Source organism: Pseudomonas sp. KUIN-1 (assembly GCF_009176725.1).
GTDB lineage: Bacteria > Pseudomonadota > Gammaproteobacteria > Pseudomonadales > Pseudomonadaceae > Aquipseudomonas > Aquipseudomonas fragariae.
Genome location: NZ_AP020337.1, coordinates 3,696,901 through 3,722,500, shown reverse-complemented (window position 1 = coordinate 3,722,500; position 25,600 = coordinate 3,696,901). Strand labels below are relative to the sequence as shown.

At 58.5% G+C, this 25,600-nt stretch carries 21 protein-coding genes and 2 rRNA genes (1 of these 23 cut by a window edge); 7 read left to right on the top strand and 16 right to left on the bottom strand.

Going from position 1 to position 25,600, the window contains the following annotated elements; translation table 11 throughout:
* Both KUIN1_RS16460 and rrf read left to right on the top strand, forming a co-directional pair.
* A 23S ribosomal RNA gene (locus KUIN1_RS16460) occupies positions 1-2,423 on the top strand; it begins 471 nt to the left of the window's first position.
* 158 nt (positions 2,424-2,581) lie between these two features.
* Positions 2,582-2,697 (top strand): 5S ribosomal RNA (gene rrf / locus KUIN1_RS16455).
* Positions 2,698-2,851: 154 nt separating this feature from the next.
* Here the strand turns inward: rrf and queD are convergent.
* The gene (gene queD, locus KUIN1_RS16450; protein ID WP_024639679.1) at positions 2,852-3,208 is read right to left on the bottom strand and encodes a 6-carboxytetrahydropterin synthase QueD; all 357 of its coding nucleotides are present in this window, start codon (positions 3,206-3,208) and stop codon (positions 2,852-2,854) included.
* Between the two features lie 186 nt (positions 3,209-3,394).
* Here queD and KUIN1_RS16445 point away from each other — a divergent pair, with 186 nt between their 5' ends.
* The 5 genes from KUIN1_RS16445 to KUIN1_RS16420 all read left to right on the top strand — a co-directional run bounded on the left by KUIN1_RS16445 (position 3,395) and on the right by KUIN1_RS16420 (position 7,373).
* A complete protein-coding gene (locus KUIN1_RS16445; RefSeq protein WP_024639678.1) occupies positions 3,395-3,703 on the top strand; it encodes a PepSY domain-containing protein in 309 nt (102 codons plus the stop codon).
* Positions 3,703-4,011: a PepSY domain-containing protein gene (locus KUIN1_RS16440; protein ID WP_003317989.1), complete on the top strand. Its 309-nt coding sequence runs from the start codon at positions 3,703-3,705 to the stop codon at positions 4,009-4,011. The genes KUIN1_RS16445 and KUIN1_RS16440 overlap by 1 nt, the downstream gene beginning before the upstream one ends.
* Complete coding sequence (locus KUIN1_RS16435) at positions 4,011-4,679, top strand: response regulator transcription factor (RefSeq protein WP_003405126.1); 669 nt, start codon at positions 4,011-4,013, stop codon at positions 4,677-4,679. Before KUIN1_RS16440 ends, KUIN1_RS16435 begins: the two co-directional genes overlap by 1 nt.
* A complete protein-coding gene (locus KUIN1_RS16430; protein ID WP_024642924.1) occupies positions 4,676-5,995 on the top strand; it encodes a sensor histidine kinase in 1,320 nt (439 codons plus the stop codon). The genes KUIN1_RS16435 and KUIN1_RS16430 overlap by 4 nt, the downstream gene beginning before the upstream one ends.
* Before the next feature lie 313 nt (positions 5,996-6,308).
* On the top strand, positions 6,309-7,373 hold the full coding sequence (locus KUIN1_RS16420; RefSeq protein ID WP_003405122.1) for an AI-2E family transporter: 1,065 nt from the start codon (positions 6,309-6,311) through the stop codon (positions 7,371-7,373).
* A 105-nt stretch (positions 7,374-7,478) separates the two neighbouring features.
* Here KUIN1_RS16420 and nuoN read toward each other — a convergent pair whose 3' ends face one another.
* From nuoN to KUIN1_RS16345, 15 genes are all read right to left on the bottom strand, one after another.
* Entirely contained in the window at positions 7,479-8,948 is a 1,470-nt protein-coding gene (gene nuoN, locus KUIN1_RS16415; protein ID WP_024642923.1) for an NADH-quinone oxidoreductase subunit NuoN, read from the bottom strand.
* Positions 8,949-8,955: 7 nt separating this feature from the next.
* A complete protein-coding gene (gene nuoM, locus KUIN1_RS16410; protein ID WP_002554022.1) occupies positions 8,956-10,488 on the bottom strand; it encodes an NADH-quinone oxidoreductase subunit M in 1,533 nt (510 codons plus the stop codon).
* A 39-nt stretch (positions 10,489-10,527) separates the two neighbouring features.
* Positions 10,528-12,381, bottom strand: coding sequence for an NADH-quinone oxidoreductase subunit L (gene nuoL / locus KUIN1_RS16405; protein WP_010427021.1), 1,854 nt, complete (start codon positions 12,379-12,381; stop codon positions 10,528-10,530).
* The gene (nuoK, locus tag KUIN1_RS16400) at positions 12,378-12,686 is read right to left on the bottom strand and encodes an NADH-quinone oxidoreductase subunit NuoK (protein ID WP_003317980.1); all 309 of its coding nucleotides are present in this window, start codon (positions 12,684-12,686) and stop codon (positions 12,378-12,380) included. Before nuoK ends, nuoL begins: the two co-directional genes overlap by 4 nt.
* Positions 12,683-13,192, bottom strand: a complete 510-nt coding sequence (gene nuoJ, locus KUIN1_RS16395) for an NADH-quinone oxidoreductase subunit J (protein WP_003317979.1) — start codon at positions 13,190-13,192, stop codon at positions 12,683-12,685. The genes nuoK and nuoJ overlap by 4 nt, the downstream gene beginning before the upstream one ends.
* Before the next feature lie 10 nt (positions 13,193-13,202).
* Positions 13,203-13,751: an NADH-quinone oxidoreductase subunit NuoI gene (gene nuoI, locus KUIN1_RS16390; RefSeq protein WP_003405112.1), complete on the bottom strand. Its 549-nt coding sequence runs from the start codon at positions 13,749-13,751 to the stop codon at positions 13,203-13,205.
* An 11-nt stretch (positions 13,752-13,762) separates the two neighbouring features.
* Entirely contained in the window at positions 13,763-14,770 is a 1,008-nt protein-coding gene (gene nuoH / locus KUIN1_RS16385; protein ID WP_003405110.1) for an NADH-quinone oxidoreductase subunit NuoH, read from the bottom strand.
* Positions 14,767-17,484 carry an NADH-quinone oxidoreductase subunit NuoG gene (nuoG, locus tag KUIN1_RS16380; RefSeq protein ID WP_152092126.1) on the bottom strand — a complete coding sequence of 906 codons (2,718 nt, stop codon included), beginning with the start codon at positions 17,482-17,484 and terminating at the stop codon, positions 14,767-14,769. The genes nuoH and nuoG overlap by 4 nt, the downstream gene beginning before the upstream one ends.
* A 136-nt stretch (positions 17,485-17,620) precedes the next feature.
* The gene (gene nuoF / locus KUIN1_RS16375; RefSeq protein WP_003405108.1) at positions 17,621-18,979 is read right to left on the bottom strand and encodes an NADH-quinone oxidoreductase subunit NuoF; all 1,359 of its coding nucleotides are present in this window, start codon (positions 18,977-18,979) and stop codon (positions 17,621-17,623) included.
* Positions 18,976-19,473: an NADH-quinone oxidoreductase subunit NuoE gene (gene nuoE / locus KUIN1_RS16370; RefSeq protein WP_003371730.1), complete on the bottom strand. Its 498-nt coding sequence runs from the start codon at positions 19,471-19,473 to the stop codon at positions 18,976-18,978. The genes nuoF and nuoE overlap by 4 nt, the downstream gene beginning before the upstream one ends.
* 2 nt (positions 19,474-19,475) lie before the next feature.
* Positions 19,476-21,257, bottom strand: a complete 1,782-nt coding sequence (gene nuoC / locus KUIN1_RS16365) for an NADH-quinone oxidoreductase subunit C/D (protein WP_011268276.1) — start codon at positions 21,255-21,257, stop codon at positions 19,476-19,478.
* A 74-nt stretch (positions 21,258-21,331) separates the two neighbouring features.
* Entirely contained in the window at positions 21,332-22,006 is a 675-nt protein-coding gene (locus KUIN1_RS16360) for a NuoB/complex I 20 kDa subunit family protein (RefSeq protein WP_003405105.1), read from the bottom strand.
* A gap of 10 nt (positions 22,007-22,016) precedes the next feature.
* Positions 22,017-22,430: an NADH-quinone oxidoreductase subunit A gene (locus KUIN1_RS16355; RefSeq protein WP_002554011.1), complete on the bottom strand. Its 414-nt coding sequence runs from the start codon at positions 22,428-22,430 to the stop codon at positions 22,017-22,019.
* A gap of 463 nt (positions 22,431-22,893) precedes the next feature.
* Complete coding sequence (gene aceA, locus KUIN1_RS16350) at positions 22,894-24,219, bottom strand: isocitrate lyase (protein WP_011268275.1); 1,326 nt, start codon at positions 24,217-24,219, stop codon at positions 22,894-22,896.
* Positions 24,220-24,747: 528 nt separating this feature from the next.
* Positions 24,748-25,491 carry a secretin N-terminal domain-containing protein gene (locus KUIN1_RS16345; RefSeq protein ID WP_003405102.1) on the bottom strand — a complete coding sequence of 248 codons (744 nt, stop codon included), beginning with the start codon at positions 25,489-25,491 and terminating at the stop codon, positions 24,748-24,750.
* Between the last annotated feature and the right edge of the window lie 109 nt (positions 25,492-25,600).

Here is a 25,600-nt window from a genome sequence, read left to right as displayed (position 1 = left end):
GAACCGCGGAGAGCGGAGTGAAATAGATCCTGAAACCGTATGCGTACAAGCAGTGGGAGCCCACTTTGTTGGGTGACTGCGTACCTTTTGTATAATGGGTCAGCGACTTATTTTCAGTGGCGAGCTTAACCGAATAGGGGAGGCGTAGCGAAAGCGAGTCTTAATAGGGCGTCTAGTCGCTGGGAATAGACCCGAAACCGGGCGATCTATCCATGGGCAGGTTGAAGGTTGGGTAACACTAACTGGAGGACCGAACCGACTACCGTTGAAAAGTTAGCGGATGACCTGTGGATCGGAGTGAAAGGCTAATCAAGCTCGGAGATAGCTGGTTCTCCTCGAAAGCTATTTAGGTAGCGCCTCATGTATCACTGTAGGGGGTAGAGCACTGTTTCGGCTAGGGGGTCATCCCGACTTACCAAACCGATGCAAACTCCGAATACCTACAAGTGCAGAGCATGGGAGACACACGGCGGGTGCTAACGTCCGTCGTGAAAAGGGAAACAACCCAGACCGTCAGCTAAGGTCCCAAAGTCATGGTTAAGTGGGAAACGATGTGGGAAGGCTTAGACAGCTAGGAGGTTGGCTTAGAAGCAGCCACCCTTTAAAGAAAGCGTAATAGCTCACTAGTCGAGTCGGCCTGCGCGGAAGATGTAACGGGGCTCAAACCATGCACCGAAGCTACGGGTATCATCTTTTGATGATGCGGTAGAGGAGCGTTCTGTAAGCCTGTGAAGGTGAGTTGAGAAGCTTGCTGGAGGTATCAGAAGTGCGAATGCTGACATGAGTAACGACAATGGGTGTGAAAAACACCCACGCCGAAAGACCAAGGTTTCCTGCGCAACGTTAATCGACGCAGGGTTAGTCGGTCCCTAAGGCGAGGCTGAAAAGCGTAGTCGATGGAAAACAGGTTAATATTCCTGTACTTCTGGTTATTGCGATGGAGGGACGGAGAAGGCTAGGCCAGCCTGGCGTTGGTTGTCCAGGTTTAAGGTGGTAGGCTGAGATCTTAGGTAAATCCGGGATCTTAAGGCCGAGAGCTGATGACGAGTGTTCTTTTAGAACACGAAGTGGTTGATGCCATGCTTCCAAGAAAAGCTTCTAAGCTTCAGGTAACCAGGAACCGTACCCCAAACCGACACAGGTGGTTGGGTAGAGAATACCAAGGCGCTTGAGAGAACTCGGGTGAAGGAACTAGGCAAAATGGCACCGTAACTTCGGGAGAAGGTGCGCCGGTGGAGGTGAAGCATTTACTGCGTAAGCCCCTGCCGGTCGAAGATACCAGGCCGCTGCGACTGTTTATTAAAAACACAGCACTCTGCAAACACGAAAGTGGACGTATAGGGTGTGACGCCTGCCCGGTGCCGGAAGGTTAATTGATGGGGTTAGCGCAAGCGAAGCTCTTGATCGAAGCCCCGGTAAACGGCGGCCGTAACTATAACGGTCCTAAGGTAGCGAAATTCCTTGTCGGGTAAGTTCCGACCTGCACGAATGGCGTAACGATGGCGGCGCTGTCTCCACCCGAGACTCAGTGAAATTGAAATCGCTGTGAAGATGCAGTGTATCCGCGGCTAGACGGAAAGACCCCGTGAACCTTTACTATAGCTTTGCACTGGACTTTGAATTTGCTTGTGTAGGATAGGTGGGAGGCTTTGAAGCGTGGACGCCAGTCTGCGTGGAGCCAACCTTGAAATACCACCCTGGCAACTTTGAGGTTCTAACTCAGGTCCGTTATCCGGATCGAGGACAGTGTATGGTGGGTAGTTTGACTGGGGCGGTCTCCTCCTAAAGAGTAACGGAGGAGTACGAAGGTGCGCTCAGACCGGTCGGAAATCGGTCGTAGAGTATAAAGGCAAAAGCGCGCTTGACTGCGAGACAGACACGTCGAGCAGGTACGAAAGTAGGTCTTAGTGATCCGGTGGTTCTGTATGGAAGGGCCATCGCTCAACGGATAAAAGGTACTCCGGGGATAACAGGCTGATACCGCCCAAGAGTTCATATCGACGGCGGTGTTTGGCACCTCGATGTCGGCTCATCACATCCTGGGGCTGAAGCCGGTCCCAAGGGTATGGCTGTTCGCCATTTAAAGTGGTACGCGAGCTGGGTTTAGAACGTCGTGAGACAGTTCGGTCCCTATCTGCCGTGGACGTTTGAGATTTGAGAGGGGCTGCTCCTAGTACGAGAGGACCGGAGTGGACGAACCTCTGGTGTTCCGGTTGTCACGCCAGTGGCATTGCCGGGTAGCTATGTTCGGAAAAGATAACCGCTGAAAGCATCTAAGCGGGAAACTTGCCTCAAGATGAGATCTCACTGGAACCTTGAGTTCCCTGAAGGGCCGTCGAAGACTACGACGTTGATAGGTTGGGTGTGTAAGCGCTGTGAGGCGTTGAGCTAACCAATACTAATTGCCCGTGAGGCTTGACCATATAACACCCAAGCAATTTGCGTCGAATGACCAGATTGCGGTGACTGTGAAGATGACACGAACCGAAAGTTTGCGTCACGAACGACACCTGAAACAGCTTGATATCACATACCCGATTTGCTGAAGCGCGCCGCACGGCACGATTCGGTACCCGAATTTCTTGACGACCATAGAGCATTGGAACCACCTGATCCCATCCCGAACTCAGTAGTGAAACGATGTATCGCCGATGGTAGTGTGGGGTTTCCCCATGTGAGAGTAGGTCATCGTCAAGATTGAATTCCAGAAACCCTCATCGCTTACGCGTTGAGGGTTTTTGTTTTTTCGGCTAACAGAAATCCGGCATGTGAAGTGCCTCATTCAATACGTGCTGCCGGTCTACAGGCACAAAAAAACCACCGCTGAGGTGGTTTTTTATTGTCAGGGCAATCAGTCGCCGCGGTATTCACATCCGCTGGTGCAGGTCTCGTGAATACGGACTGCCGACAGCTCCGGGAGCAGAGGCTTTAATTCATTCCAGATCCATTTCGCCAGGTTTTCGCTGGTTGGATTATCAAGGCCCGGGATGTCATTCAGGTAGTTATGATCGAGGCGTTCATACAGCGGCTTAAAGATCGCCTTGATTTCCGAGAAGTCCCGGATCCAGCCGGTATGGGGATCAACCTTTCCGGCCAGATGAATGCCGACACGAAACGAATGGCCGTGCAGACGTCCACACTTGTGCCCCTCCGGAACGTGGGGGAGGCGGTGTGCTGACTCGAAGGTAAACTCTTTGAAAATTTCCACTGTGTATTGGCCCCGGAAAAATGGCGATCGCTAACGCGATAAATGCAATCGGGGAGTTTAACAGCAATGGCCTGAAACTCCATGCCAGGAGCGCTTGGTGGCACTCGGCCAGATCTATTCAGTTTGAGTTAAGTTGTACCGGTTAAGGTGGACGCCATAGAAGCACCGATCGCTATGGATACCCCTATGAAAACGCTGACGACCCTGCTGGCGGCCCTTACATTTGGTTTGACGTCCTGTTTCATTCAGGCGCGTGAGGTCGACCCACAGGAAGTGCTGCGTCTCAGTGATGCAGGTACGCTTCATTCGGCTGAAAAGCTCGATGCCAAAGCGCTGAGCAAACACCCCGATGCCCGTATCATTGGCACGCAGTTCAAGAACATATACGGCAGGTACGTTTACAATGTCGAGCTGCGTGACAAACAGGGTATCGAGTGGGTTCTCGAAATGGACGCCGCCACGGGCCAGGTCTACAGGAATCATCAGGACAACTAATGAATGTCGACAAGCGTCTCTGTGTCATCCTTGGTTTGAGCCTGACCTGCTCCTTTGTGTACGCCAGAGATCTGAATCAGGATGAAGCGCTCAGTTTGCGGCAGCGCGGAGTCATATTGCCTCTTGAACAGTTCATTGAGCGCGCGATGGGCCTTCATCCGGGCTCTCGTTTGCTGGAGGCCGAGCTTGAGGAAAAGAATAATGTGTACGTGTATGAATTTGAATTGCTGACCCCTGAGGGCGTTGTTCGCGAGCTCAAGTTCGATGCGCGTGATAGCCGATTGTTGAAAGACGAGGATGATGACTGATGCGCCTGCTACTGGTTGAAGACCACGTTCCCCTGGCCGATGAGCTGCTCGCTGCGCTGGGGCGTCAAGGCTATGCGGTCGACTGGCTGGCTGACGGGCGCGATGCGGTTTATCAAGGAGCAAGCGAGCCGTATGACTTGATTGTTCTGGATCTGGGCTTACCCGGCATGCCAGGGCTCGAGGTTCTTCAGCAGTGGCGCAGCAAAGGTCTGGCGACCCCTGTGTTGATTCTGACCGCGCGGGGTTCCTGGTCAGAGCGTATAGAAGGTTTGAAGGCAGGCGCTGATGATTACCTGACCAAGCCTTTTCATCCTGAAGAGCTGCAGCTGCGTATTCAGGCGCTGTTGCGACGTTCGCACGGGCTGGCCAACCAGCCCACGCTGGAATCGGCCGGTCTTAATCTGGATGAAGGCCGGCAATGCGTCAGCCGGGATGGCGTGGATATCCAGCTCACCTCGGCTGAGTTTCGTCTGCTGCGTTATTTCATGCTCCACCCGGGACAGATTCTCTCGAAAAGCCATCTGTCGGAACATTTGTACGATGGCGAAAACGAGCGTGATTCCAATGTCATTGAAGTCCATGTCAATCACCTGAGGCGCAAGCTGGGCCGTGCAGTTGTCGAGACACGCCGCGGCCAAGGCTATCTGTACGGCGGAGCCGGCGGTTGAAGTCCATACAGCGACGTCTGAGTCTGGGTCTGATCGCCGTCATGGTCGTTGTCGGTCTGGTGATGGCACAGACCAGTCTGTGGCTGTTCGAAGTGGGCTTGCAACGCTACCTGGAGTCAGGTCTGCGCAACGAGAGTGAAAACCTGCTGGTAGCGCTGGTGCGAGGTCCTGCCGGGCTGCAACTGGATGACCATCGCCTGTCGGGTGCCTACCAGCGTCCGTTGTCTGGCCATTATTTCCGTATGGACTTGCCGCAGGGACACTGGCGCTCCCGCTCCCTGTGGGATTTCGAGCTGCCCCAGCCCGGGGTGGGTTTGCATGCCAATCTTGAGCTCGGCAAGACCGGGCAATCGCTATTGATGCTGACCAGCGAATACCGCAAGTTCGGCAAGCGGGTTTCAATCACCGTCGCCCAGGATTACACGCCGGTCAGGGCAAGTTTTCGTCTCATGCAGCAGATCGGGCTGGGGCTCGGGCTTGCCGCGCTGATCCTGGTACTGGTGTTGCAACGCATCACCGTGCGAAGAGCGCTTCGTCCGCTTGAAACCGTTCGCGAGCAGATTTTTCAGCTTCAGCAGGGCCAGCGTTCACAGCTGGACAATCAGGTTCCCCTCGAACTCGAGCCGCTGGTGGCGCAGATCAACCACTTGCTCGCGCATACTGAAGACAGCCTGAAGCGCTCGCGCAATGCGCTGGGTAATCTGGGACATGCCTTGAAGACACCACTTGCGGTGTTGCTCAGCCTGGCCCTCAGCGGACAGTTGGACGCCAACCCGGCCTTGCGCAGGACCCTGCAGGAACAGCTGGAAAATATCCGTCTGCGTCTGGAGCGTGAGCTCAATCGCGCGCGCCTCTCCGGTGACGCTCTACCGGGAGCCCGCTTCGATTGTGATGCCGAACTGCCCGGGCTTTTCTCCACGCTGGGCATGATCCATGGTGCTCACCTCCAGTTGATCAACGATGTCGAGGCGGGCATGTACCTGCCGTGGGATCGAGAGGACATTCTCGAGCTGCTCGGCAACCTGCTGGACAACGCCTGCAAATGGGCCGACAGCGAGGTACGTCTGAACATTTTGAGTCAGGCTCAGGGCTTCTGCCTGTTGGTGGATGACGATGGCCCTGGTATTCCCGAGGCGCAACGCGCAGAAGTGTTCAGTCGTGGCGCTCGTCTTGACGAGCAGATTACCGGCCACGGGCTGGGCCTGGGCATCGTGCGCGACATCGTCGAAGCGTGGGGCGGTCAATTGCAATTGCAGGAGAGCCCGGCAGGGGGATTGCGGGTACGCATAGACCTGCCAGAACGGACTGCCCCGTAGTACGTCAGCCCGTATCTTTCAGAGAAATCAATCGCAGCGTTCATCAGCTCGCGGCTGCTGTCGAGAGCGTCGCCGATGAAGCCCGGCAAAGCGCAGAGACCTCCCGCAGCCTGGCAAAACCGGGCGCGCGCCTGGACAGTCTGGTCGATCAGGTCCGGGTCTGATGCCTGTCTGGCAGGGGCTTGAACCCCTGCCATCACTCGCGACTGGCATCGCCGTCATATTGCCTTCATGGAAGATGGCACTCGTGCGCTCGCGTGCTGACTAAGCTCTAGACCGGGCGCGATGCGCGGTCTAATGACATGGACAGGACATGAACGAAACCACGCTGCAATACAAAACCCTCATTCTGCTACTGGTACTGGTGACCATTGCCTTCATATGGATTCTGCTGCCGTTCTATGGCGCAGTATTCTGGGCGGTCATCCTTGGAATCATCTTCGCGCCTGTGCAGCGCAAGTTGCAGATCAAGTTCAACTGGTCACGCAATCTCACTTCCCTGTGCACCCTGACGATCTGTCTGGTCATCGCGATTCTGCCGGTGATCGTGATCAGCGCCTTGCTGGTTCAGGAGGGCACCACGCTGTACAAGAACGTCGAGACCGGGCAACTGGATATCGCCGGTTATCTGGCCGAGTTCAAGGACCTGTTGCCGCACTCCATGCAGGCGCTGCTCGATCGTCTGGGCATGGGCGACCTGGAGGGGTTACGCGACAAGATCGCCAAGGGCGCGATGCAGGGCAGTCAGTACCTGGCGACGCAGGCATTCAGTTTCGGGCAGGGCACCTTCGACTTTGTCGTCAGCGTCTTCATCATGCTTTACCTGCTGTACTTCTTCCTGCGCGACGGACAGGAGCTGGTACGCAAGATCCGCACGGCCTTCCCGTTGGGCGAACAGCAGAAGCGTCGTCTGCAGCTCAAGTTCACCCGAGTGGTACGTGCCACCGTCAAAGGCAACGTGGTGGTCGCGGTGACGCAAGGTGCGCTGGGTGGCTTCATCTTCTGGGTGCTGGACATCCCGAGTGCGTTGCTCTGGGCGGTGATCATGGCGTTCCTGTCGCTGTTGCCTGCGGTGGGAGCCGGGATTGTCTGGGCGCCAGTGGCGATCTACTTCCTGCTTAGCGGCATGATCTGGCAAGGTGTGGTACTGGGCTTGTTTGGCGTCCTGGTGATCGGTCTGGTGGATAACGTCCTGCGTCCGATCCTGGTGGGTAAGGACACCAAAATGCCGGACTACCTGATCCTTATTTCCACGCTGGGCGGCATGTCGGTCTTTGGTCTGAACGGCTTTGTGATCGGGCCTCTGGTGGCGGCGCTGTTCATGTCCAGCTGGGGATTGTTCAGCGGCGCCAAGAAGCCCGTGAAACTGCCAGGCTGACATTGCAAGGACGCATTGCCACGTTTGCCCATGACGTCAGGCATTAGCCGTTTTCGAAGACAAAAAAAGCCCTGCTCGAGAGCAGGGCTTTTTGTTTGCGCTGGATCAGCCTGCTACGTGCAGACCGGCATTGAGCACCAGATCGAGCAGCGGTTGCGGATACACACCCAGCACGAAGGTCAGGATCGCAACGGCCAGCAGCATCACGCCGCCCGTGCGCTGTGCCCAGTTGATGGCTGCATCATGGCGAGGAAGCTTGTTGTCGACCAGATACATGGTGACCATCACGCGCAGGTAGTAGAACACGCCGATGGCGCTACCGATTACCAGAGCCCCGATCAGCCACCACAACTGCGATTCGACACCAGTGGCGATGATATAGAACTTGCCGATGAAACCTGCGGTGAGCGGGATACCTGCCAGCGACAGCATCATCAGGGTCATGACTGCCGTCAGGTAAGGGCGACGCCAGAACAGTCCACGGTATTCGAACATCGCGTCGGCATCACGTCCGCTGTAAGGCGAAGACATCATGGTGATCACACCGAAGCTGCCCAGCGAGGTCAGGACGTAAGTCGCCAGGTAGACGCCGATCGCCTCGACCGCCATGCCCTTGCTGGCCACCAGCGCAATCATCAGGTAACCGAAGTGGGCGATGGAGGAGTAGCCCAGCAGACGCTTGAGGTTGGTCTGAGTCAGCGCCAGCAGGTTGCCGACGAGGATCGACGCGACGGCGATGACTGCCAGTACATCATGCAAGACACCGCTGCTGGCTGCCGGGGAAATCTGGAACAGACGCACCAGTACCGCGAACACTGCCACCTTGCTGGCAGTTGCCAGGAAGGCAGCGACCGGCGCAGGGGCGCCTTCGTAAACGTCCGGGGTCCACAAGTGGAACGGCACCAGTGACAGCTTGAAGGCCAGGCCGACGACCATCATGCCCAGACCCAGGCTGGCAATCGGGCTCGGCATGCCGGTTGCCGCGATGGCCTTGCCGATACCGTCGAAGCTCAGCGAGCCTGCCTCTGCGTACAGCAGCGCCATACCGAACAGCAGGAACGCCGAGCCTGCAGCCGACAGGACCATGTACTTGATGCCGCCTTCCAGCGAACGCTTGTTGAAGAAGGCATAAGCCACCAACCCGTAGACCGGCACCGACAGCAGTTCCAGGCCGATGAACAGCCCCGCCAGATGCTGAGCGCTGACCAGAACCAGTCCACCGGCAGCTGCCAGCAGGATCAGCAGGTAAAGCTCTTCGCGATTGCCCGGATACCCGGCCTTGCCGTCACCTAGATAGGCGTGCGCCATGGTCACGCAAGCGAGGGTAGAGGCGAGGATGATCGCCATGTACAGGCAGGCAAAGTTGTCGATATGCAGCAGTGGCGTCACGACCAGAGGGGCGACTTTCAATGCCGGATAAATCGACAGCAGGGCCAGGTTGAGGCCTGCTACCGAAAGCAGGAACGTTTGCGAGTGATTGCGGCGCCATGCGATCGCAAGCATCACCACGACAATGGTAAGGCTGGTGATCAGCAGTGGCGCAAGCGCAATAAAGTGTTGAATCGTCAGGTCCATAGCGCTCTTACCGGGCCGAAGCGAGTTGAGTGAAGGCAGTGCCTAGCCATTGCTGCACGCCGTGCATGGTCGCCGCCGATGTGTCGAGGAACGGCTGCGGGAATACCCCGAGCACGACCAGCAGCACGGCAAGGCCCAGCACCATGATCATTTCCCGTCCGTCCATGCCCTTCAGAACCTCGTCGGACTTCGACGGGCCGAAGTAGGCGCGGTGGATCATGATCAGCGAGTAGACAGAACCAAATACCAGACCGGAAGTGGCAATCGCCGTGATCCAGGGTGAGCTGGCAAAGCTGCCCAGCAGAATCAGGAACTCGCCGACGAAGTTGCCGGTGCCCGGCAGACCCAGAGAGGCGGCGGCAAAGAACAGGCTGATGGCCGGGATGTAGGCGATGCGTGACCACAGACCGCCCATCTCACGCATGTCGCGGGTGTGCAGGCGCTCGTACAACTGGCCACTGAGAATGAACAGTGCCGCAGCCGATAGACCGTGGGCGATCATCTGGATCAGTACGCCTTGCAGCGCTTGCTGGCTGCCCGAGTAGATACCGATCAGTACGAAGCCCATGTGCGAAACGCTGGAGAATGCGATCAGACGCTTGATGTCGGTCTGGGCAAACGCCAGGAATGCGCCGTAGAAGATACCGACCAGGCCCAGCGTCATTGCAATCGGTGCGAACTCGGCCGATGCGTTGGGGAACAGCGGCAGGGCAAAACGCAGCAGGCCGTAAGCCGCAGTCTTCAGCAGGATACCCGCCAGGTCGACGGAGCCTGCAGTCGGTGCCTGGGCATGCGCATCCGGCAGCCAGGAGTGCAATGGCACCACCGGCAGCTTGACGGCGAAGGCTATGAAGAAGCCCAGCATCAGGATGTACTCGGTGCCTGGTGCCAGTTTGGTCTTCAGCAGGTCGGCGTAGGCAAAGGTGATCACGCCGGTCTGATTGAAGTGCACCAGCACCAGACCCAGGATCGCCACCAGCATGATCAGGCCACTGGCCTGAGTGAAGATGAAGAACTTGGTGGCCGCGTAGATACGGGTTTTCTTGCCATCCGAAGAGCTGTGACCCCAGAGCGCGATGAGGAAATACATCGGCACCAGCATCATTTCCCAGAAGAAGAAGAACATGAACAGGTCGATGGCCAGGAACACGCCGACGACACCGCCCAGAATCCACATCAGGTTAAGGTGGAAGAAACCGACCTTGCGCTGGATTTCCTTCCACGAGCAGAGCACCGACAGCACGCCTAGCAGGCCGGTCAGCAGGATCATCAGCAGCGACAGGCCATCGAGTGCCAGATGCACATCGATGCCGAAGCGGGTGATCCACGGGTGGTGGAATTCCAGGGTCCAGGTCGGATCGGCACCCGGCACCGGCGCGTAGCCGAAGTTGCCGGTAGCCCACAGCCAGAGGCCGAGAACCAGTTCCAGGGTCATTGTCAGCAACGCAATCCAGCGCGGCAGGGTAGAGCCGAAGCGCTCACCCAGCCAGCACAGCAGGCCGCCGATGAAGGGGATCAGGATTAGCCAGGGCAGAATCATGACGGGCTCAATTCCTTTCGCAAATTCGCAAGGTTCATATCAGATCGCAACCAGAACGACGGCACCGAGTACCAGAACGGCACCCACGGCGATCGAGGCAGCATACCAACGCAACTGGCCGGTCTCGGTGCGGCTCATGGTGTCATGACCGCCTTTGACCAGACGTGGGATCAAGCCGATGGTGCGGTCGAACGGATCACTACGCAGTACATGGCTGATTGCCAGATACGGCTTGACGAACAGCTTGTCGTAGATCCAGTCGAAGCCCCATGCCGCGAACCACCAGGCCGAGAGGAAACGGCCCGGAGCGCTGTTGGCGATAGCCGTTGCCAGGCGGCGCTTGCCGAGGAACAGCAACGCTGCCAGCAGGATACCGGCCAGCGCGATGGCGCCGGAGGCGATCTCCAGACTGTGCTTGGCTTCGCCACCGGCATGGCCGACGCTCTGCGGCAGCACACCGGCCAGCGGCGGAGTGATCAGCGCGCCGATGAACGTCGACAGCACGATCAGCACCGACAGTGGCAGCCAGTGAGCGATGCCGTGACCTGCGTGTGCTTCGGTCTTGGCTTCTCCGTGGAACGCGATGAAGATCAGGCGGAAGGTGTACAGCGACGTCATGAACGCGCCCACCAGGCCGGCATACAGCAAACCGTTGTTACCGCTGGCAAATGCTTCCCAGAGAATTTCGTCCTTGGAGTAGAAGCCCGCCGTCAGCAGCGGCAGAGCGGAAAGAGCAGCGCCACCGACGATGAAGCTGGCGTAGGCCAATGGCAGTTTCTTCCACAGACCGCCCATCTTGAAGATGTTCTGCTCGTGGTGGCAGGCAACGATCACCGCACCGGAAGCAAGGAACAGCAGCGCCTTGAAGAAGGCGTGGGTCATCAGGTGGAAGATCGCGCCTTCCCAGGCGCCGACGCCCAGTGCCAGGAACATGTAGCCGATCTGGCTCATGGTCGAGTAGGCGAGGATACGCTTGATGTCGGTCTGCACCAATGCGGCGAAACCCGCCAGAACCAGCGTGACGCCGCCGACAATCCCGACCAGATGCAGAATGTCGGGTGCCAGTGCAAACAGGCCGTGAGTACGCGCGATCAGGTAAACGCCCGCCGTGACCATGGTCGCTGCGTGGATCAGCGCCGAAACCGGAGTAGGACCGGCCATCGCGTCAGCCAGCCAGGTTTGCAGTGGCAGCTGGGCGGATTTACCGACCGCACCGCCCAGCAGCATCAACGTCGCCAGCACGATCCAGAAATCGCCGACCTTGAAGTGTTCCGGCGCCCTGACCAGCAGTTCCTGCACATTGAGCGTGCCCAGTTGCTGGAACAGGATGAACAGACCGATAGCCATGAATACGTCACCGATACGGGTGACGATGAACGCTTTGAGCGCTGCGTTGCCGTTGTTGCGGTTGCTGTAATAGAAACCGATCAACAGGTAGCTGCACAGCCCTACGCCTTCCCAACCGAAGTAGATGAACAGCAGGTTGTCGCCCAGGATCAGGAACAGCATGCTGGCAATGAACAGGTTGGTGTAGGAGAAGAAGCGCGAATAGCCCGCTTCACCGCGCATGTACCAGGACGCGAACAGGTGGATCAGGAAGCCGACGCCAACCACGACGCCCAGCATCGTGACGGACAGCCCGTCCAGATACAGTGCGAAGTTGGGCTGGAAGCCATCGACGTCCATCCAGCGCCACAGCACCTGGGTGTAGTGACCGCCTTCGGGGGGTGCCACGTTGAACTGCCAGATGACCCAGGCAGTGACAATGGCTGACAGGCCGATGGAGCCGACGCCGATCAGCGCAGCGAGGTTTTCCGAGATGCGTCCACGGGAGAACGACAGCAGCAGAAAGCCGATGAGGGGGAATACGAAAGTCAGAAAGAGAAGATTCATCCGCGCATCTCGCTGGCAGCATCGATATCGAGAGTGTGGAAGCGGCGATACAGTTGCATCAGGATCGCCAGGCCGATACTGGCCTCGGCTGCCGCAAGGCTGATCACCAGGATGAACATCACCTGCCCGTCCGGTTGTCCCCAGCGACTGCCGGCAACGACGAATGCCAGTGCAGCGGCGTTCATCATGATTTCCAGGCTCATCAACACGAAGAGAATATTACGGCGCACCATCAGGCCGACCAGACCCAGACAGAACAGGACCCCGGCGACCGCCAGACCGTGCTCAAGAGGGATAGCATTCATTGGCTTGGCTCCTTGGCCTCGTTGCGGCCCAGATGGAAGGCCGTGATGGCTGCTGCAAGCAGCAGCATCGAGGCGAGTTCCACCACCAGCAGATAGGGCCCGAACAGGCTGATGCCGACTGCCTTGGCGTCGACCGTGGTGTGACCGACACCAGCGCCGGTCGGGTTGGCGAACAGCACATACAGCAACTCGGCCAGCAACAGCGCGCCGAGAATGACCGGGCCTATCCAGATGCCGGGTTTGAGCCAGGCACGTTCCTGCTGAACCGAGGCCGGGCCGAGGTTGAGCATCATCACCACAAACACGAACAGGACCATGATCGCGCCCGCGTAGGCAATGACTTCCAGCACACCGGCGAACGGCGCGCCGAGGCTGAAGAACGTCATTGCTACGGCGATCAGCGAGATGATCAGGTAGAGCAGGGCGTGCACCGGGTTCGTGTTGGTGATCACCCGCAGGGTGGACACAACAGCGATACCGGATGCGAAGTAGAAAGCGAATTCCATCTTTACTTCCTTAAGGCAGCAAGCTCTTGACGTTGATCGGCTCGGCTTCGTTCTGTGCGGAGCCCTTGGGCTTGCCGCCAATGGCCATACCGGCAACGCGATAGAAGTTGTAGTCAGGGTTCTTGCCAGGACCGGAGATCAGCAGATCTTCCTTCTCGTACACCAGATCCTGACGCTTGAACTCGGCCATCTCGAAGTCCGGCGTAAGCTGGATTGCGGTAGTCGGGCAGGCTTCTTCGCACAGGCCGCAGAAGATGCAACGCGAGAAGTTGATGCGGAAGAAGTCGGGATACCAGCGTCCGTCCTCTGTCTCGGCTTTCTGCAACGAAATACAGCCAACCGGACAGGCTACTGCACACAGGTTGCACGCTACGCAGCGCTCTTCGCCATCGGGGTCGCGGGTCAGTACGATGCGACCGCGATAGCGAGGAGGGAGATAAACCTGCTCTTCGGGATATTGCAGGGTGTCGCGCTTGCGAAAGCCGTGGCCGAAGACCATGACCATACTGCGCAACTGGGTACCCGTACCTTTAACGATGTCACCAATATATTTGAACATGGGTCAAATCCTCACTGAACCGAGCCTGCCGGTGTGTTTAACAACACAATCGCAGCAGTCACCAGCAAATTGATCAGGGTCAGCGGCAGACAGAACTTCCAGCTGAAATCCATGACCTGGTCATAACGCGGGCGCGGGATGGAGGCGCGCAGCAGAATGAACAGCATGATGAAAAACGCGGTTTTCAAGGCGAACCAGAAGAAAGCCAGCGATGGCAGAATGTCGAACGGACCGTGCCAGCCACCGAAGAACAGCGTCACCAGCAGCGCCGAGATCAAGATGATCCCGATGTATTCGCCCACGAAGAACATGCCCCATTTCATGCCGGCATATTCAATGTGGTAGCCGTCAGCCAGTTCCTGCTCGGCTTCCGGTTGGTCGAACGGGTGGCGGTGAGTCACCGCGACGCCTGCGATGAAGAACGTACAGAAGCCGAAGAACTGCGGAATGATGAACCACAGGTTCTGCGCCTGATATTCAACGATGTCGCGCATGTTGAAAGAGCCGACCTGAACCACGATGCCCATCAGCGCAAGACCCATGAACACTTCGTAGGACACGGTTTGTGCCGAAGCACGCAGGCTGCCCAGCAGGGCGAACTTGTTGTTGCTCGACCAGCCGGCGAACAGCACCGCATACACGGACAGACCGGCCATGGCGAAGAAGAACAACAGACCGATGTTCAGATCCGCGACGCCCCAGGTCGGGGTGATCGGGATGACCGCAAAGGCGATCAGCAAGGCGCTCATGGCAACCACTGGCGCCAGGGTGAAGATCACCTTGTCGGCGAACGGTGGGGTCCAGTCTTCCTTGAAGAACATTTTCAACATGTCGGCTGCGATCTGGAACATGCCGAACGGACCCACGCGGTTCGGGCCATAACGATCCTGCCACCAACCCAGCAGACGACGCTCGATGAAACTCAGCAGGGCACCGCAAATCACGACGGCCAGCAACACCACGATGGCCTTGACCACCGCGATGATTGCGTCGATCACATCAGGGGTAAACCAGGTCATTGCGCTGCCTCCTGCAGACCGTCAACGGATTTGCCGAAGAGTGCTGGCGGAATGCCGGGCAGTCCTGCCGGCAATGCCACAAGACCCGCGCCCAGTTCTTCGCTGATGCGCAGCGGCAAGGTCAGCGTTTCGCCGCCGATGCTCAAGGAGAGCAGGGCACCGTCGTTGACGCCGAGACGATCGGCTTCGGATTTGGCCAGGGCGACATAGGCCTGCGGGATGCGTTCCTGAACCGGCGCGGCCAGAGACGAGGTTTCGTCGCTGCCGAACAGGTGGAAGAACGGCACGACCTGCCAGGTGCCGCGTTCTGGAGAGAACGCGCGTGGCACGCTGGAGAACCATGACAGACCATCGCCCTGGCTTTCGATCAGGCGAGTGCCCGGATCGCCGGCACGCAAATGACCGCCGACTTCGTCCTGAAACTTGTTCCAGGCCTGCGGCGAGTTCCAGCCCGGCGACCAGGCGAATGGCACCTGCTGACGAGGCTCGGCCGAGCCCGAGTAGCCTTCCATGGAGAAAGAGAACGCGGTGTCGATGTCTTGCGAGGTGCGCGGCTCATGCACGCTGATGTTGGCTCGCATCGCTGTACGGCCGCTATAACGCAGCGGTTCGCGAGCCAGTTTCAGGCCCTTGATGCGGAACGATGCAGACGGCGCGGCGTTGACGATACCCGCCAGTTGCGGCGTGCTGCCGGCGCAGGCTTCGGTGACGTGGTCGAGTTGCGTCCAGTCGACCGGCTTGTTCAGCAAGGTGGCACGCAGGGCATGCAACCAGCGCCAGCCTTCGTGGACCAGAATGCTGGCATCCAGATAGGTCGGATCGAAGACCTGGAAGAAGCGCTGGGCGCGGCCTTCCTGGCTGACCAGTGTGCCGTCGCCTTCAGCGAAGCTGGCTGCTGGCAGAATCAGATGGGCACGGTCGCTGGTCGGGGTTTTCTGATGGTCAGCGACGATCACGACTTTCGCAGCGCTCAGCGCGGCGTCGACGATCTTGGCGTCCAGACGACGATACAAATCGTTTTCCAGCACTACGATAGCGTCGGCCTTGCCGGAGATCACGGCTTGCAGCGCGGCATCTGCGGACTCGCCGCCGAACATCGCCAGGCCCATGCTGTTGGCTTCAGGCACGATCAGGCTGATGGAACCCTGCTTGTCGCGCAGCTTCAAGGCCTTGGCGATGTTGGCAGCGGCTTCGATCAGCGCTGTCGAACCCAGCGAGCTGCCGGAAATGATCAGCGGTCGTTTGGCAGCCAGCAGTGCGTCGGCAATGCGTTGCGCCAGTTCCAGCGCCTCGCTGTCCAGGCCTTCGACGGCCGGTGCGCTGGCGTCCAGGGCGTGGGCCACGGCAAAACCGATACGCGCCAGGTCATCGGGCGCTGCATGTACGCATTCTTCTGCCACGTCGTCGAGACGGGTTTCGGCGAGGCTGGCGATGAACAGCGGATTGAGCTCGTGCTGACCGATGTTCTTCACGGCTGCGTCGAGCCACGGCTGGACTTTCATCGCCGCTGCCATGTCTTCAGCCTTGCCTTTGACGGCCTGGCGCAAGCCCAGGGCCATACGCGCTGCTGTCTGGGTCAGGTCTTCGCCGAGGACGAAGATGGCATCGTGATCTTCGATGTCACGCAGGGTCGGGATCGGCAGCGGACTGTCGTTCAGGACCTTGAGAATCAGCCTGATACGCTCCAGCTCACCGGCTTCGATACCGCTGTAGAAATGCTCGGCGCCGACCAGCTCACGCAGTGCGTAGTTGCTTTCGAGGCTTGCGCGAGGAGAACCGATGCCGACGATGTTACGGCCGCGCAGCAGGTCCGCCGCCTTGTCCAGCGCCTCGTCCAGGCTCAGTTTGACCTGGCCGTCGACGAGCAATGGCTGACGCGGGCGGTCCTTGCGGTTGACGTAGCCGTAGCCGAAACGTCCGCGGTCGCAGAGGAAGTACTGGTTCACCGAACCGTTGTAACGGTTTTCGATGCGGCGCAATTCACCGTAGCGTTCACCCGGGCTGATGTTGCAGCCGCTGGAACAGCCATGGCAGATGCTTGGAGAGAACTGCATGTCCCACTTGCGGTTGTAGCGCTCGGAGTGGGTCTTGTCCGTGAACACACCGGTCGGGCAGACCTCGGTGAGGTTGCCGGAGAACTCGCTTTCCAGCGTGCCGTCTTCAACGCGACCGAAGTACACGTTGTCATGGGCACCGTAGACGCCCAGGTCGGTGCCGCCCGCGTAGTCTTTATAAAAGCGTACACAGCGATAACAGGCGATGCAGCGGTTCATCTCGTGCGCGATGAACGGCCCCAACTCCTGATTCTGGTGGGTACGCTTGGTGAAGCGATAACGGCGCTCGTTGTGGCCGGTCATCACGGTCATGTCTTGCAGGTGGCAGTGACCGCCTTCTTCGCAGACCGGGCAGTCATGCGGGTGGTTGGTCATCAGCCATTCGACGACACTGGCCCGGAAGGCCTTGGATTCATCATCTTCGATGGAGATCCAGGTGTTGTCGGTGGCTGGCGTCATGCAGGACATGACGATACGACCGCGTGTGTCGTTCTCGTCCGTGTACTGCTTGACCGCGCACTGGCGACAGGCGCCAACGCTGCCAAGGGCGGGGTGCCAGCAGAAATAAGGGATATCGAGGCCCAGCGACAGACATGCCTGTAACAGGTTGTCTGCACCATCGACTTCGAGCGCTTTGCCGTCTACGTGAATAGTAGCCATGGTTCAAAGGTCTTCGTTGGCCCGTTGTCAGCGGGCGTGGCTAATGGAATCTCGGTAGTACCCGTATCGTTCAGCCCGGAGGGCGTCAGCAGGTACGAGGACGGCAGCCCGAACAGCCGCCGACCGTTGTGTCTTGTTATGCGCCGACCACTGTCGGACTTTTGCCCGGAACGAGCGTGGCTGCGCTGGCTGGCGCGATACCGGCTTCGAACTCGGAACGGAAATACTTGATCGCACTGCCCAAGGGTTCAACAGCGCCCGGTGCATGGGCACAGAAGGTCTTGCCAGGGCCGAGGAAATTGACCAGACCCAGCAGGGTTTCGATATCCCCCGGCTGACCCTGACCGTTCTCGATGGCGCGAAGCATCTTCACGCTCCATGGCAAGCCGTCGCGGCATGGCGTGCAGAAGCCACAGGACTCCTGAGCGAAAAACTCTTCCATGTTGCGCAGCAGCGAGACCATGTTGACCGAATCGTCGACCGCCATCGCCAGCCCCGTACCCATCCGGGTGCCGACCTTGGCGATACCGCCTGCGTACATCTGCGCGTCCAGATGCTCCGGCAGCAGGAAACCCGTACCGGCGCCTCCGGGTTGCCAGCACTTGAGCTTGAAACCATCGCGCATGCCGCCGGCGTAGTCCTCGAACAGTTCGCGAGCCTGTACGCCGAAGGGCAGTTCCCACAAACCGGGGTTTTTGACCTTGCCGGAGAAACCCATCAGCTTGGTGCCGTGGTCTTCACTGCCTTCGCGAGCCAGCGACTTGTACCAGTCGTTGCCGTTGTTGACGATGGCAGGCACGTTGCACAAAGTCTCGACGTTGTTCACACAAGTCGGCTTGCCCCACACGCCCACCGCAGCAGGGAAGGGCGGCTTGGAACGCGGGTTGGCGCGGCGGCCTTCCAGCGAGTTGATCAGTGCGGTTTCTTCACCGCAGATGTAGCGACCGGCACCCGTGTGCACGAACAGTTCGAAGTCGAACCCGGTGCCGAGAATGTTCTTGCCCAGCAAACCGGCGGCCTTGGCTTCAGCCACTGCGCGATTGAGGTGCTTGGCTGCGGTGACGTATTCGCCGCGCAGGAAGATATAGCCGCGATAGGCTTTCAGCGCGCGGGCACTGATCAGCATGCCCTCGACCAGCAAATGGGGCAGTTGCTCCATCAGCATGCGGTCTTTCCAGGTATTGGGCTCCATCTCGTCCGCGTTGCACAGCAGGTAGCGGATGTTCATGGACTCGTCTTTGGGCATCAGGCCCCACTTCACCCCCGTGGGGAAGCCTGCGCCACCGCGGCCCTTGAGGCCGGAATCCTTGACCGACTGGACGATATCGTCAGGCGCCTGCTGCGTCAGCGCCTTGCGCGCTGCAGCGTAGCCGTCCTTGGTCTGGTACTCGTCGAGCCAGACCGGTTCGCCGTCGTCGCGCAGACGCCAGGTCAGCGGATGGGTTTCTGCCGTGCGCGCAATGCGGTTGGCAGGGCCGAAGGAAGTGATGGTCATAGGTAACCCTCCAGCATCTTGGCAACGCCAGCAGGCTGTACATCGCCGAAAGTGTCGTCGTCGACCATCACGGCCGGCGCCTTGTCACAGTTGCCGAGGCAGCAGACCGGCAGCAGTGTGAAACGACCGTCGGCGGTGGTCTGACCCAGGCCGATGCCCAGTGAGTTCTTGATCTCGTCGACCACGTTTTCGTGGCCGCCGATGAAACACACCATGCTGTTGCAGACACGAATGATGTGACGCCCGACCGGCTGGCGAAAGATCTGGCTGTAGAAGGTGGCAACGCCTTCGACGTCGCTGGCGGGGATGCCCAGCAGGTCGCCGATCGCGTAAATGGCACCGTCAGGCACCCAGCCACGTTCCTTCTGAACAATTTTCAGGGCTTCGATGGACGCCGCGCGCGGGTCCTCGTAATGATGCATCTCATGCTCGATGGCCGAGCGCTCGGTTTCGCTCAGGGCGAAACGGTCAGTCTGGATTAGCGGGCTATTCATGCTTAGCGGTCCACGTCGGCCATAACGAAATCGATACTACCCAGGTACGCGATCAAGTCCGCGACCATGCTGCCTTTGATCACCGAAGGGATCTGCTGCAGGTGCGGGTAACTCGGGGTGCGGATCCGGGTACGGTAGCTCATGGTGCCGCCGTCGCTCGTCAGGTAATAGCTGTTGATACCCTTGGTCGCTTCGATCATCTGGAAGGATTCGTTGGCCGGCATGACCGGGCCCCACGAAACCTGCAGGAAGTGCGTGATCAGGGTTTCGATGTGCTGCAGGGTGCGCTCTTTCGGCGGCGGCGTGGTCAGCGGGTGATCCGCCTTGTACGGGCCTTCCGGCATGTTGCGCATGCACTGGTCGATGATCTTGATGCTCTGGCGCATCTCTTCGACGCGGACCATGCAGCGGTCATAGGCATCGCCGTTGGCGGCCAGTGGCACTTCGAATTCGAAGTTCTCGTAGCCCGAGTAAGGGCGAGCCTTGCGCAGGTCGAAGTCGCAACCGGTGGAGCGCAGGCCTGCACCGGTGACGCCCCACTCGAGGGCTTCCTTGGTGTTGTAGGCGGCGACGCCAATGGTACGACCCTTGAGAATACTGTTTTGCAGGGCCGCCTTGGTGTATTCGTCGAGACGCTTGGGCAGCCAGTCGACGAAGTCCTTGACCAGTTTTTCCCAGCCACGCGGCAGGTCGTGAGCGACCCCGCCGATGCGGTACCAGGCAGGGTGCAGACGGAAGCCGGTAATGGCTTCGATCACGGTGTAGGCTTTCTGGCGGTCGGTGAACGTGAAGAACACCGGTGTCATGGCGCCCACGTCCTGAATGTAGGTTCCCAGGAACAGCAGGTGACTGGTGATACGGAAGAACTCGGCCATCATGATGCGGATGACGTCGACCTTTTCCGGCACCTTGATGCCTGCCAGCTTCTCGACCGAGAGCACATAAGGCAGGTTGTTCATCACCCCGCCCAGGTAATCGATACGGTCGGTGTAGGGAATGAAGCTGTGCCAGGACTGACGTTCGGCCATCTTCTCGGCACCACGGTGGTGGTAGCCGATGTCCGGAACGCAATCGACGATTTCTTCACCGTCCAGTTGCAGAATGATACGGAACGCACCGTGAGCGGAAGGGTGGTTCGGCCCCAGGTTGAGGAACATGTAGTCCTCGTTGGCGCCAGAGCGTTTCATGCCCCAGTCTTCCGGACGGAAGCGTGCGGCTTCCTCTTCCAGTTGCTGTTTGGCAAGGGTCAGGCTGTACGGGTCGAATTCCGTCGCACGGGCAGGGAAGTCCTTGCGCAGCGGATGGCCTTCCCAGGTCGGCGGCATCATGATGCGGCTCAGGTGCGGGTGGCCCGGGAAATCGATACCGAACATGTCCCAGACTTCACGCTCGTACCAGTTGGCGTTCGGCCAGATGCTGGTGATGGTCGGTACGCTCAGGTCGCTTTCGGAAAGCGCTACCTTGATCATCACGTCGCTGTTTCGCTCGATCGACAGCAGGTGATAGAACACGGTGAAGTCTGCGCCGGGCAGACCACGACGGTTTGTGCGCAGCCGCTCGTCCACGCCATGCAGGTCATAGAGCATGGAGTAGGGTTTGGGCACGTTGCGCAGGAACGTCAGAATTTCAAACAGTCGGGCGCGCTCGACCCACAGCACGGGCATACCGGTGCGAGTCGGCTGGGCAGTGAAAGCCTCGGCACCAAAACGGTTATTCAGTTCAACGACGACATCTTGGTCGTCAGCCTTGTAAGGCGGGATGTACAGAGCGTTGTCTGCAGTCATAGGTCTCAATCACTTCGGTCAACGTACAGAATCAACCCCGGTTCTTGTCTTTTTTATAAGAAGAACGGGCTGGATCAGACTTCGTCGGGGCTGCGCAGGTTGGTCACCTGAATACGCTGTTCGCGGCGCTGTTCCTTTTGCGATGGCATCTCGGCGCGGTATACGCCTTGATCGCCAACGACCCAGGAAAGAGGGCGACGCTCCTTGCCGATGGATTCCTGCAACAGCATCAAGCCTTGCAGAAACGCTTCGGGGCGGGGCGGGCAGCCGGGCACGTAGACATCCACGGGAAGGAATTTGTCCACCCCCTGGACCACTGAGTAGATGTCGTACATGCCACCGGAGTTGGCACACGAACCCATGGAAATGACCCACTTGGGTTCGAGCATTTGCTCGTAGAGACGCTGGATGATCGGCGCCATCTTGATGAAGCAGGTACCGGCAATAACCATGAAATCCGCCTGCCGTGGCGACGCCCGGATGACTTCAGCGCCAAAGCGCGCGATGTCGTGGGGGGCCGTGAAAGCGGTGGTCATTTCCACATAGCAGCACGACAGGCCGAAGTTGTAGGGCCACAGGGAGTTTTTACGCCCCCAGTTGACCGCACCGCTCAGCACGTCTTCCAGCTTGCCCATGTAGATGTTTTTGTGGACTTGATCTTCTAACGGATCGGAAACGGTTTCCCGTTTGCCGATGGGGTACTGCTCGTTAGGAGCGTCCGGGTCGATCCTGGTGAGATTATATTGCATCGCCAAAGCCTCATTGTTTCAGCTTCGCTTGCCGATTACGGCGACCTTCAGGAGCCCAGTCAAGAGCGCCAACCCGCCATAGGTAGACAAGACCTGCCAACAGAATTGCTATGAAAACGAGAGCTTCGACGAATCCGGTCCAGCCGCTTTCGCGGACGGACACAGACCAGGCAAAGAGAAAGAGGGCTTCAATGTCAAAGATCACGAAAAGCATCGCGACCAGATAGAATTTTGCGGAGAGACGCAGACGCGCACTGCCGGTGGGCAGCATGCCGGATTCGAAAGGTTCGTTCTTGCTGCGGCCCCAGGCCTTGCTTCCGAGCAGGCTGGACAGACCGAGCATGAAGGCACAAAGGCCGACAACACCCAAAAGGAAAATGGCGAAGCCCCAGTTGTGGGCAATCAGACCTGTCGATTCGGGCATGCTGTCAGTCCTTGTTAGAGAGCAAAGGTCTCTGTGCTTGATAAAGAGTCGAGGCAGTGACGAAATGTCGCAGTGCGGTCAACGGATTGATTTTATGTGCAAACAGTTGGCAAGTAAATTTTCTACATCAAATTTATTTACGGAATCAATCGCCCGAGACCTGTCGGGAAGGCTGCAGGGCCTGTGAGGCGGGCGTCAGCAGGGTTTTCGTTAATTATGTTTCTTGATGACGAAAAGGAATAAAAGGCAATTTGAATGATAATTAATATCATTTGAAGAGGCCTTGATAGTTCAAAGTACGGTAGTCGGCGCATAGTGGGTGACGGGACTGCTTATAAAGTGCGCCTTTTATAGCATCCACTCGGCAACTGCATATTGTCCGAAGTCAATACCGGAACCCTCTGACACAACAGACAGACCGCCCTTACGGACGGCCTGTATTTTCAACGCGTTGCGCGGTGTGTCAGTGGAATTGCTCTTCTTCGGTTGAGCCGGTCAGTGCGGTTACCGACGATACGCCACCCTGGATCACGGTCGTCATGTCATCGAAATAGCCCGTGCCCACTTCCTGCTGGTGAGCCACGAAGGTGTAGCCCTTGGCAGCGTCGGCGAACTCCTGTTCCTGCAGCTTCACATAGGCGGTCATGTCATTGCGGGCGTAGTCGTGCGCCAGGTTGAACATGCTGTGCCACATGTTGTGAATGCCCGCCAGGGTGATGAACTGGTGCTTGTAGCCCATGGCCGAGAGCTCGCGCTGAAACCTGGCGATGGTTGCGTCGTCGAGGTTTTTCTTCCAGTTGAAGGACGGCGAGCAGTTGTAGGACAGCAACTGATCGGGGTATTGCTTTTTGATCGCTTCGGCGAAGCGGCGTGCCTCGTCGAGGTCCGGCCTGGCTGTTTCGCACCAGATCAGATCAGCGTAAGGCGCGTACGCCAGGCCGCGCGCGATGGCCTGATCGAGGCCGGCGCGAACCTTGTAGAACCCCTCATGGGTTCGTTCGCCGGTCACGAATGGCTTGTCGTACGGATCGCAATCGGATGTCAGCAAGTCGGCAGCGTTGGCGTCAGTCCGGGCCAGAATGATGGTCGGTACACCGGCCACGTCGGCGGCCAGGCGTGCAGCGACCAGTTTCTGTATGGCTTCCTGAGTCGGGACCAGTACCTTGCCGCCCATGTGGCCGCATTTCTTCACCGACGCCAGTTGATCTTCGAAGTGCACCCCGGCGGCGCCGGCTTCGATCATGCTTTTCATCAGCTCATAGGCATTGAGTACGCCGCCGAATCCGGCTTCCGCATCTGCGACGATCGGAGCGAAGTAGTCGATGTAGCCTTCGTCACCCGGCGCCTTGCCGGCTTTCCACTGAATCTGGTCGGCACGGCGGAACGAGTTGTTGATGCGCTTGACCACGGTCGGCACCGAGTCGACCGGGTACAGCGACTGATCCGGGTACATGGACTCGGCAGAGTTGTTGTCGGCAGCGACCTGCCAGCCGGACAGGTAGATGGCCTGAATGCCGGCCTTGACCTGCTGCACGGCCTGGCCACCGGTGAGGGCGCCCATGCAATTGACGAAATCCTTGTCCGGCCGGAAGGACGGTTTGGCACCCTGGGTCACCAGATTCCACAGCTTGTCTGCACCCAGTCGTGCAAAGGTGTGTTCGGGTTGAACCGAGCCGCGCAGGCGGACCACATCTGCAGCGGAGTAAGTACGGGTCACGTTTGTCCAGCGCGGATTTTCAGCCCAGTCTTTCTCGAGAGCCGCTATTTGTTGTTCGCGTGTCAGTGCCATGGTGATAAACCTCTAGAAGTAGGTCTCGCTGGAAAGTCCTGCTCCGCCAAAACGCCTCGTTTATCGAAGGCACGGTAGATGGCTGCTCGCTGATCCGGGGTTTTGCTTGAAGCCGCACGTTACGTGGGTCGCGACGGGTGAACGATGTGCTCGAGGGGAGAGCGGGCGTCCGGACATGAGGCTGTCAGGTGGACAGTCGGACCTGCAGTGGCGTTGTGCATCACCGTTGGCCTTGCCGGGTTACCGTTTACGCTTCCGTCCCTCGGGACAACTTCGTTCCAGTCGCAACCTCGTCAAACTGCCTTGTGGGCGGTGCGGACACGAATCGGCTCTGCGGGGTGATTGAGAGCGGCGACTCGAAGGCTTTTTGCAAAGCCTCTGATTAGCGGGAGCGAGGCAATCATGCCTCGCACTTCTGGGGGCGTCAAACGTTTTGTAGTGCTTTTTTTAAATCACTACATATTTGTGAGAAGTCGACCGGCCAGTCATCAAAAGGCCCGTAAGTATTGGGTTTTCAGCCCGGGCAGGCTATTCGAGGGTTTCAACCTTTACGCGCAAAATCATGTCGTCGCGACCCTGGGTGGAATAGCGCTGCGCCAGGCCACTCTGATCAGCGACGGATTCGTTGCTGTTGCTCGCCAGCGTGATCCATTCGCCGAGCCTACCGCTGACCTGGCTGTCGGTACTTTGCACCTTGATAGCGTCAGGGCGCTCTTGGCTCATGCGATCATGATTGGTGCTGATGCTCAGGTGAACCGTGTCGCCGGTCACGCTGGCCGTGACGTAGAACCCTTGGGTTACGTTGCGGTACTCGGTGTCGCTTCGGGAGTATCCGTACGTGTCCGTGGAGGAGGAGGTCAGCGGTACGCTCTGGCCAACCTGGATGAGTGCAGGAGTGCCTTCGCTGGTTTGCACTTGTTGCACGCCGCCTTCACGGCTGGCGGTACCGTACTCGATCACTCGCGAGCCGCTGCTGCTGCGCGTCGCGCTGTCGCTGGTGTCGACGCTGATCAGCAAGCGTTTCGGCGCGGTATCGAGTTGCGAGATCAAGGTGCGAAGTTCTTCGATCTTGCGGGACTCTGCGTTCACGATCAGTTGATTGCCATAGGCACTGACGGTGCCTTCGTCGCCCAGAAAGGATTTGGCGACCGGCAACAGATCGGCACTGGTGCGGTAGTTGAGCGGGACGACTTCAGTCGCCGCAAAGACGTGAGCGCTGAAGGCGATCAGCATCGAGGTGAGCGCTGCATTGAGCAAGTTGCGTACTGACATGTTCATTCTCCGCGGTAAGCGCGTAAAGCATGATTGTGCCACTGTGTCGGCTGCAGGCAATCAAGCTGAATGGTCAGGCATAAAAAAGCCCTGCCGCTTTTCGGTTCGA

What these genes read in the sequence shown, in the direction of transcription:
- KUIN1_RS16445 (WP_024639678.1), top strand. Translation starts at nt 3,395, where the DNA reads ATGAAAACGCTGACGACCCTGCTGGCGGCCCTTACATTTGGTTTGACG.
- KUIN1_RS16440 (WP_003317989.1), top strand. Translation starts at nt 3,703, where the DNA reads ATGAATGTCGACAAGCGTCTCTGTGTCATCCTTGGTTTGAGCCTGACC.
- KUIN1_RS16435 (WP_003405126.1), top strand. Translation starts at nt 4,011, where the DNA reads ATGCGCCTGCTACTGGTTGAAGACCACGTTCCCCTGGCCGATGAGCTG.
- KUIN1_RS16420 (WP_003405122.1), top strand. Translation starts at nt 6,309, where the DNA reads ATGAACGAAACCACGCTGCAATACAAAACCCTCATTCTGCTACTGGTA.
- nuoN (WP_024642923.1), bottom strand. Translation starts at nt 8,948, where the DNA reads ATGGACCTGACGATTCAACACTTTATTGCGCTTGCGCCACTGCTGATC.
- nuoM (WP_002554022.1), bottom strand. Translation starts at nt 10,488, where the DNA reads ATGATTCTGCCCTGGCTAATCCTGATCCCCTTCATCGGCGGCCTGCTG.
- nuoL (WP_010427021.1), bottom strand. Translation starts at nt 12,381, where the DNA reads ATGAATCTTCTCTTTCTGACTTTCGTATTCCCCCTCATCGGCTTTCTG.
- nuoK (WP_003317980.1), bottom strand. Translation starts at nt 12,686, where the DNA reads ATGAATGCTATCCCTCTTGAGCACGGTCTGGCGGTCGCCGGGGTCCTG.
- nuoJ (WP_003317979.1), bottom strand. Translation starts at nt 13,192, where the DNA reads ATGGAATTCGCTTTCTACTTCGCATCCGGTATCGCTGTTGTGTCCACC.
- nuoI (WP_003405112.1), bottom strand. Translation starts at nt 13,751, where the DNA reads ATGTTCAAATATATTGGTGACATCGTTAAAGGTACGGGTACCCAGTTG.
- nuoH (WP_003405110.1), bottom strand. Translation starts at nt 14,770, where the DNA reads ATGACCTGGTTTACCCCTGATGTGATCGACGCAATCATCGCGGTGGTC.
- nuoG (WP_152092126.1), bottom strand. Translation starts at nt 17,484, where the DNA reads ATGGCTACTATTCACGTAGACGGCAAAGCGCTCGAAGTCGATGGTGCA.
- nuoF (WP_003405108.1), bottom strand. Translation starts at nt 18,979, where the DNA reads ATGACCATCACTTCCTTCGGCCCTGCCAACCGCATTGCGCGCACGGCA.
- nuoE (WP_003371730.1), bottom strand. Translation starts at nt 19,473, where the DNA reads ATGAATAGCCCGCTAATCCAGACTGACCGTTTCGCCCTGAGCGAAACC.
- nuoC (WP_011268276.1), bottom strand. Translation starts at nt 21,257, where the DNA reads ATGACTGCAGACAACGCTCTGTACATCCCGCCTTACAAGGCTGACGAC.
- KUIN1_RS16360 (WP_003405105.1), bottom strand. Translation starts at nt 22,006, where the DNA reads ATGCAATATAATCTCACCAGGATCGACCCGGACGCTCCTAACGAGCAG.
- KUIN1_RS16355 (WP_002554011.1), bottom strand. Translation starts at nt 22,430, where the DNA reads ATGCCCGAATCGACAGGTCTGATTGCCCACAACTGGGGCTTCGCCATT.
- aceA (WP_011268275.1), bottom strand. Translation starts at nt 24,219, where the DNA reads ATGGCACTGACACGCGAACAACAAATAGCGGCTCTCGAGAAAGACTGG.
- KUIN1_RS16345 (WP_003405102.1), bottom strand. Translation starts at nt 25,491, where the DNA reads ATGTCAGTACGCAACTTGCTCAATGCAGCGCTCACCTCGATGCTGATC.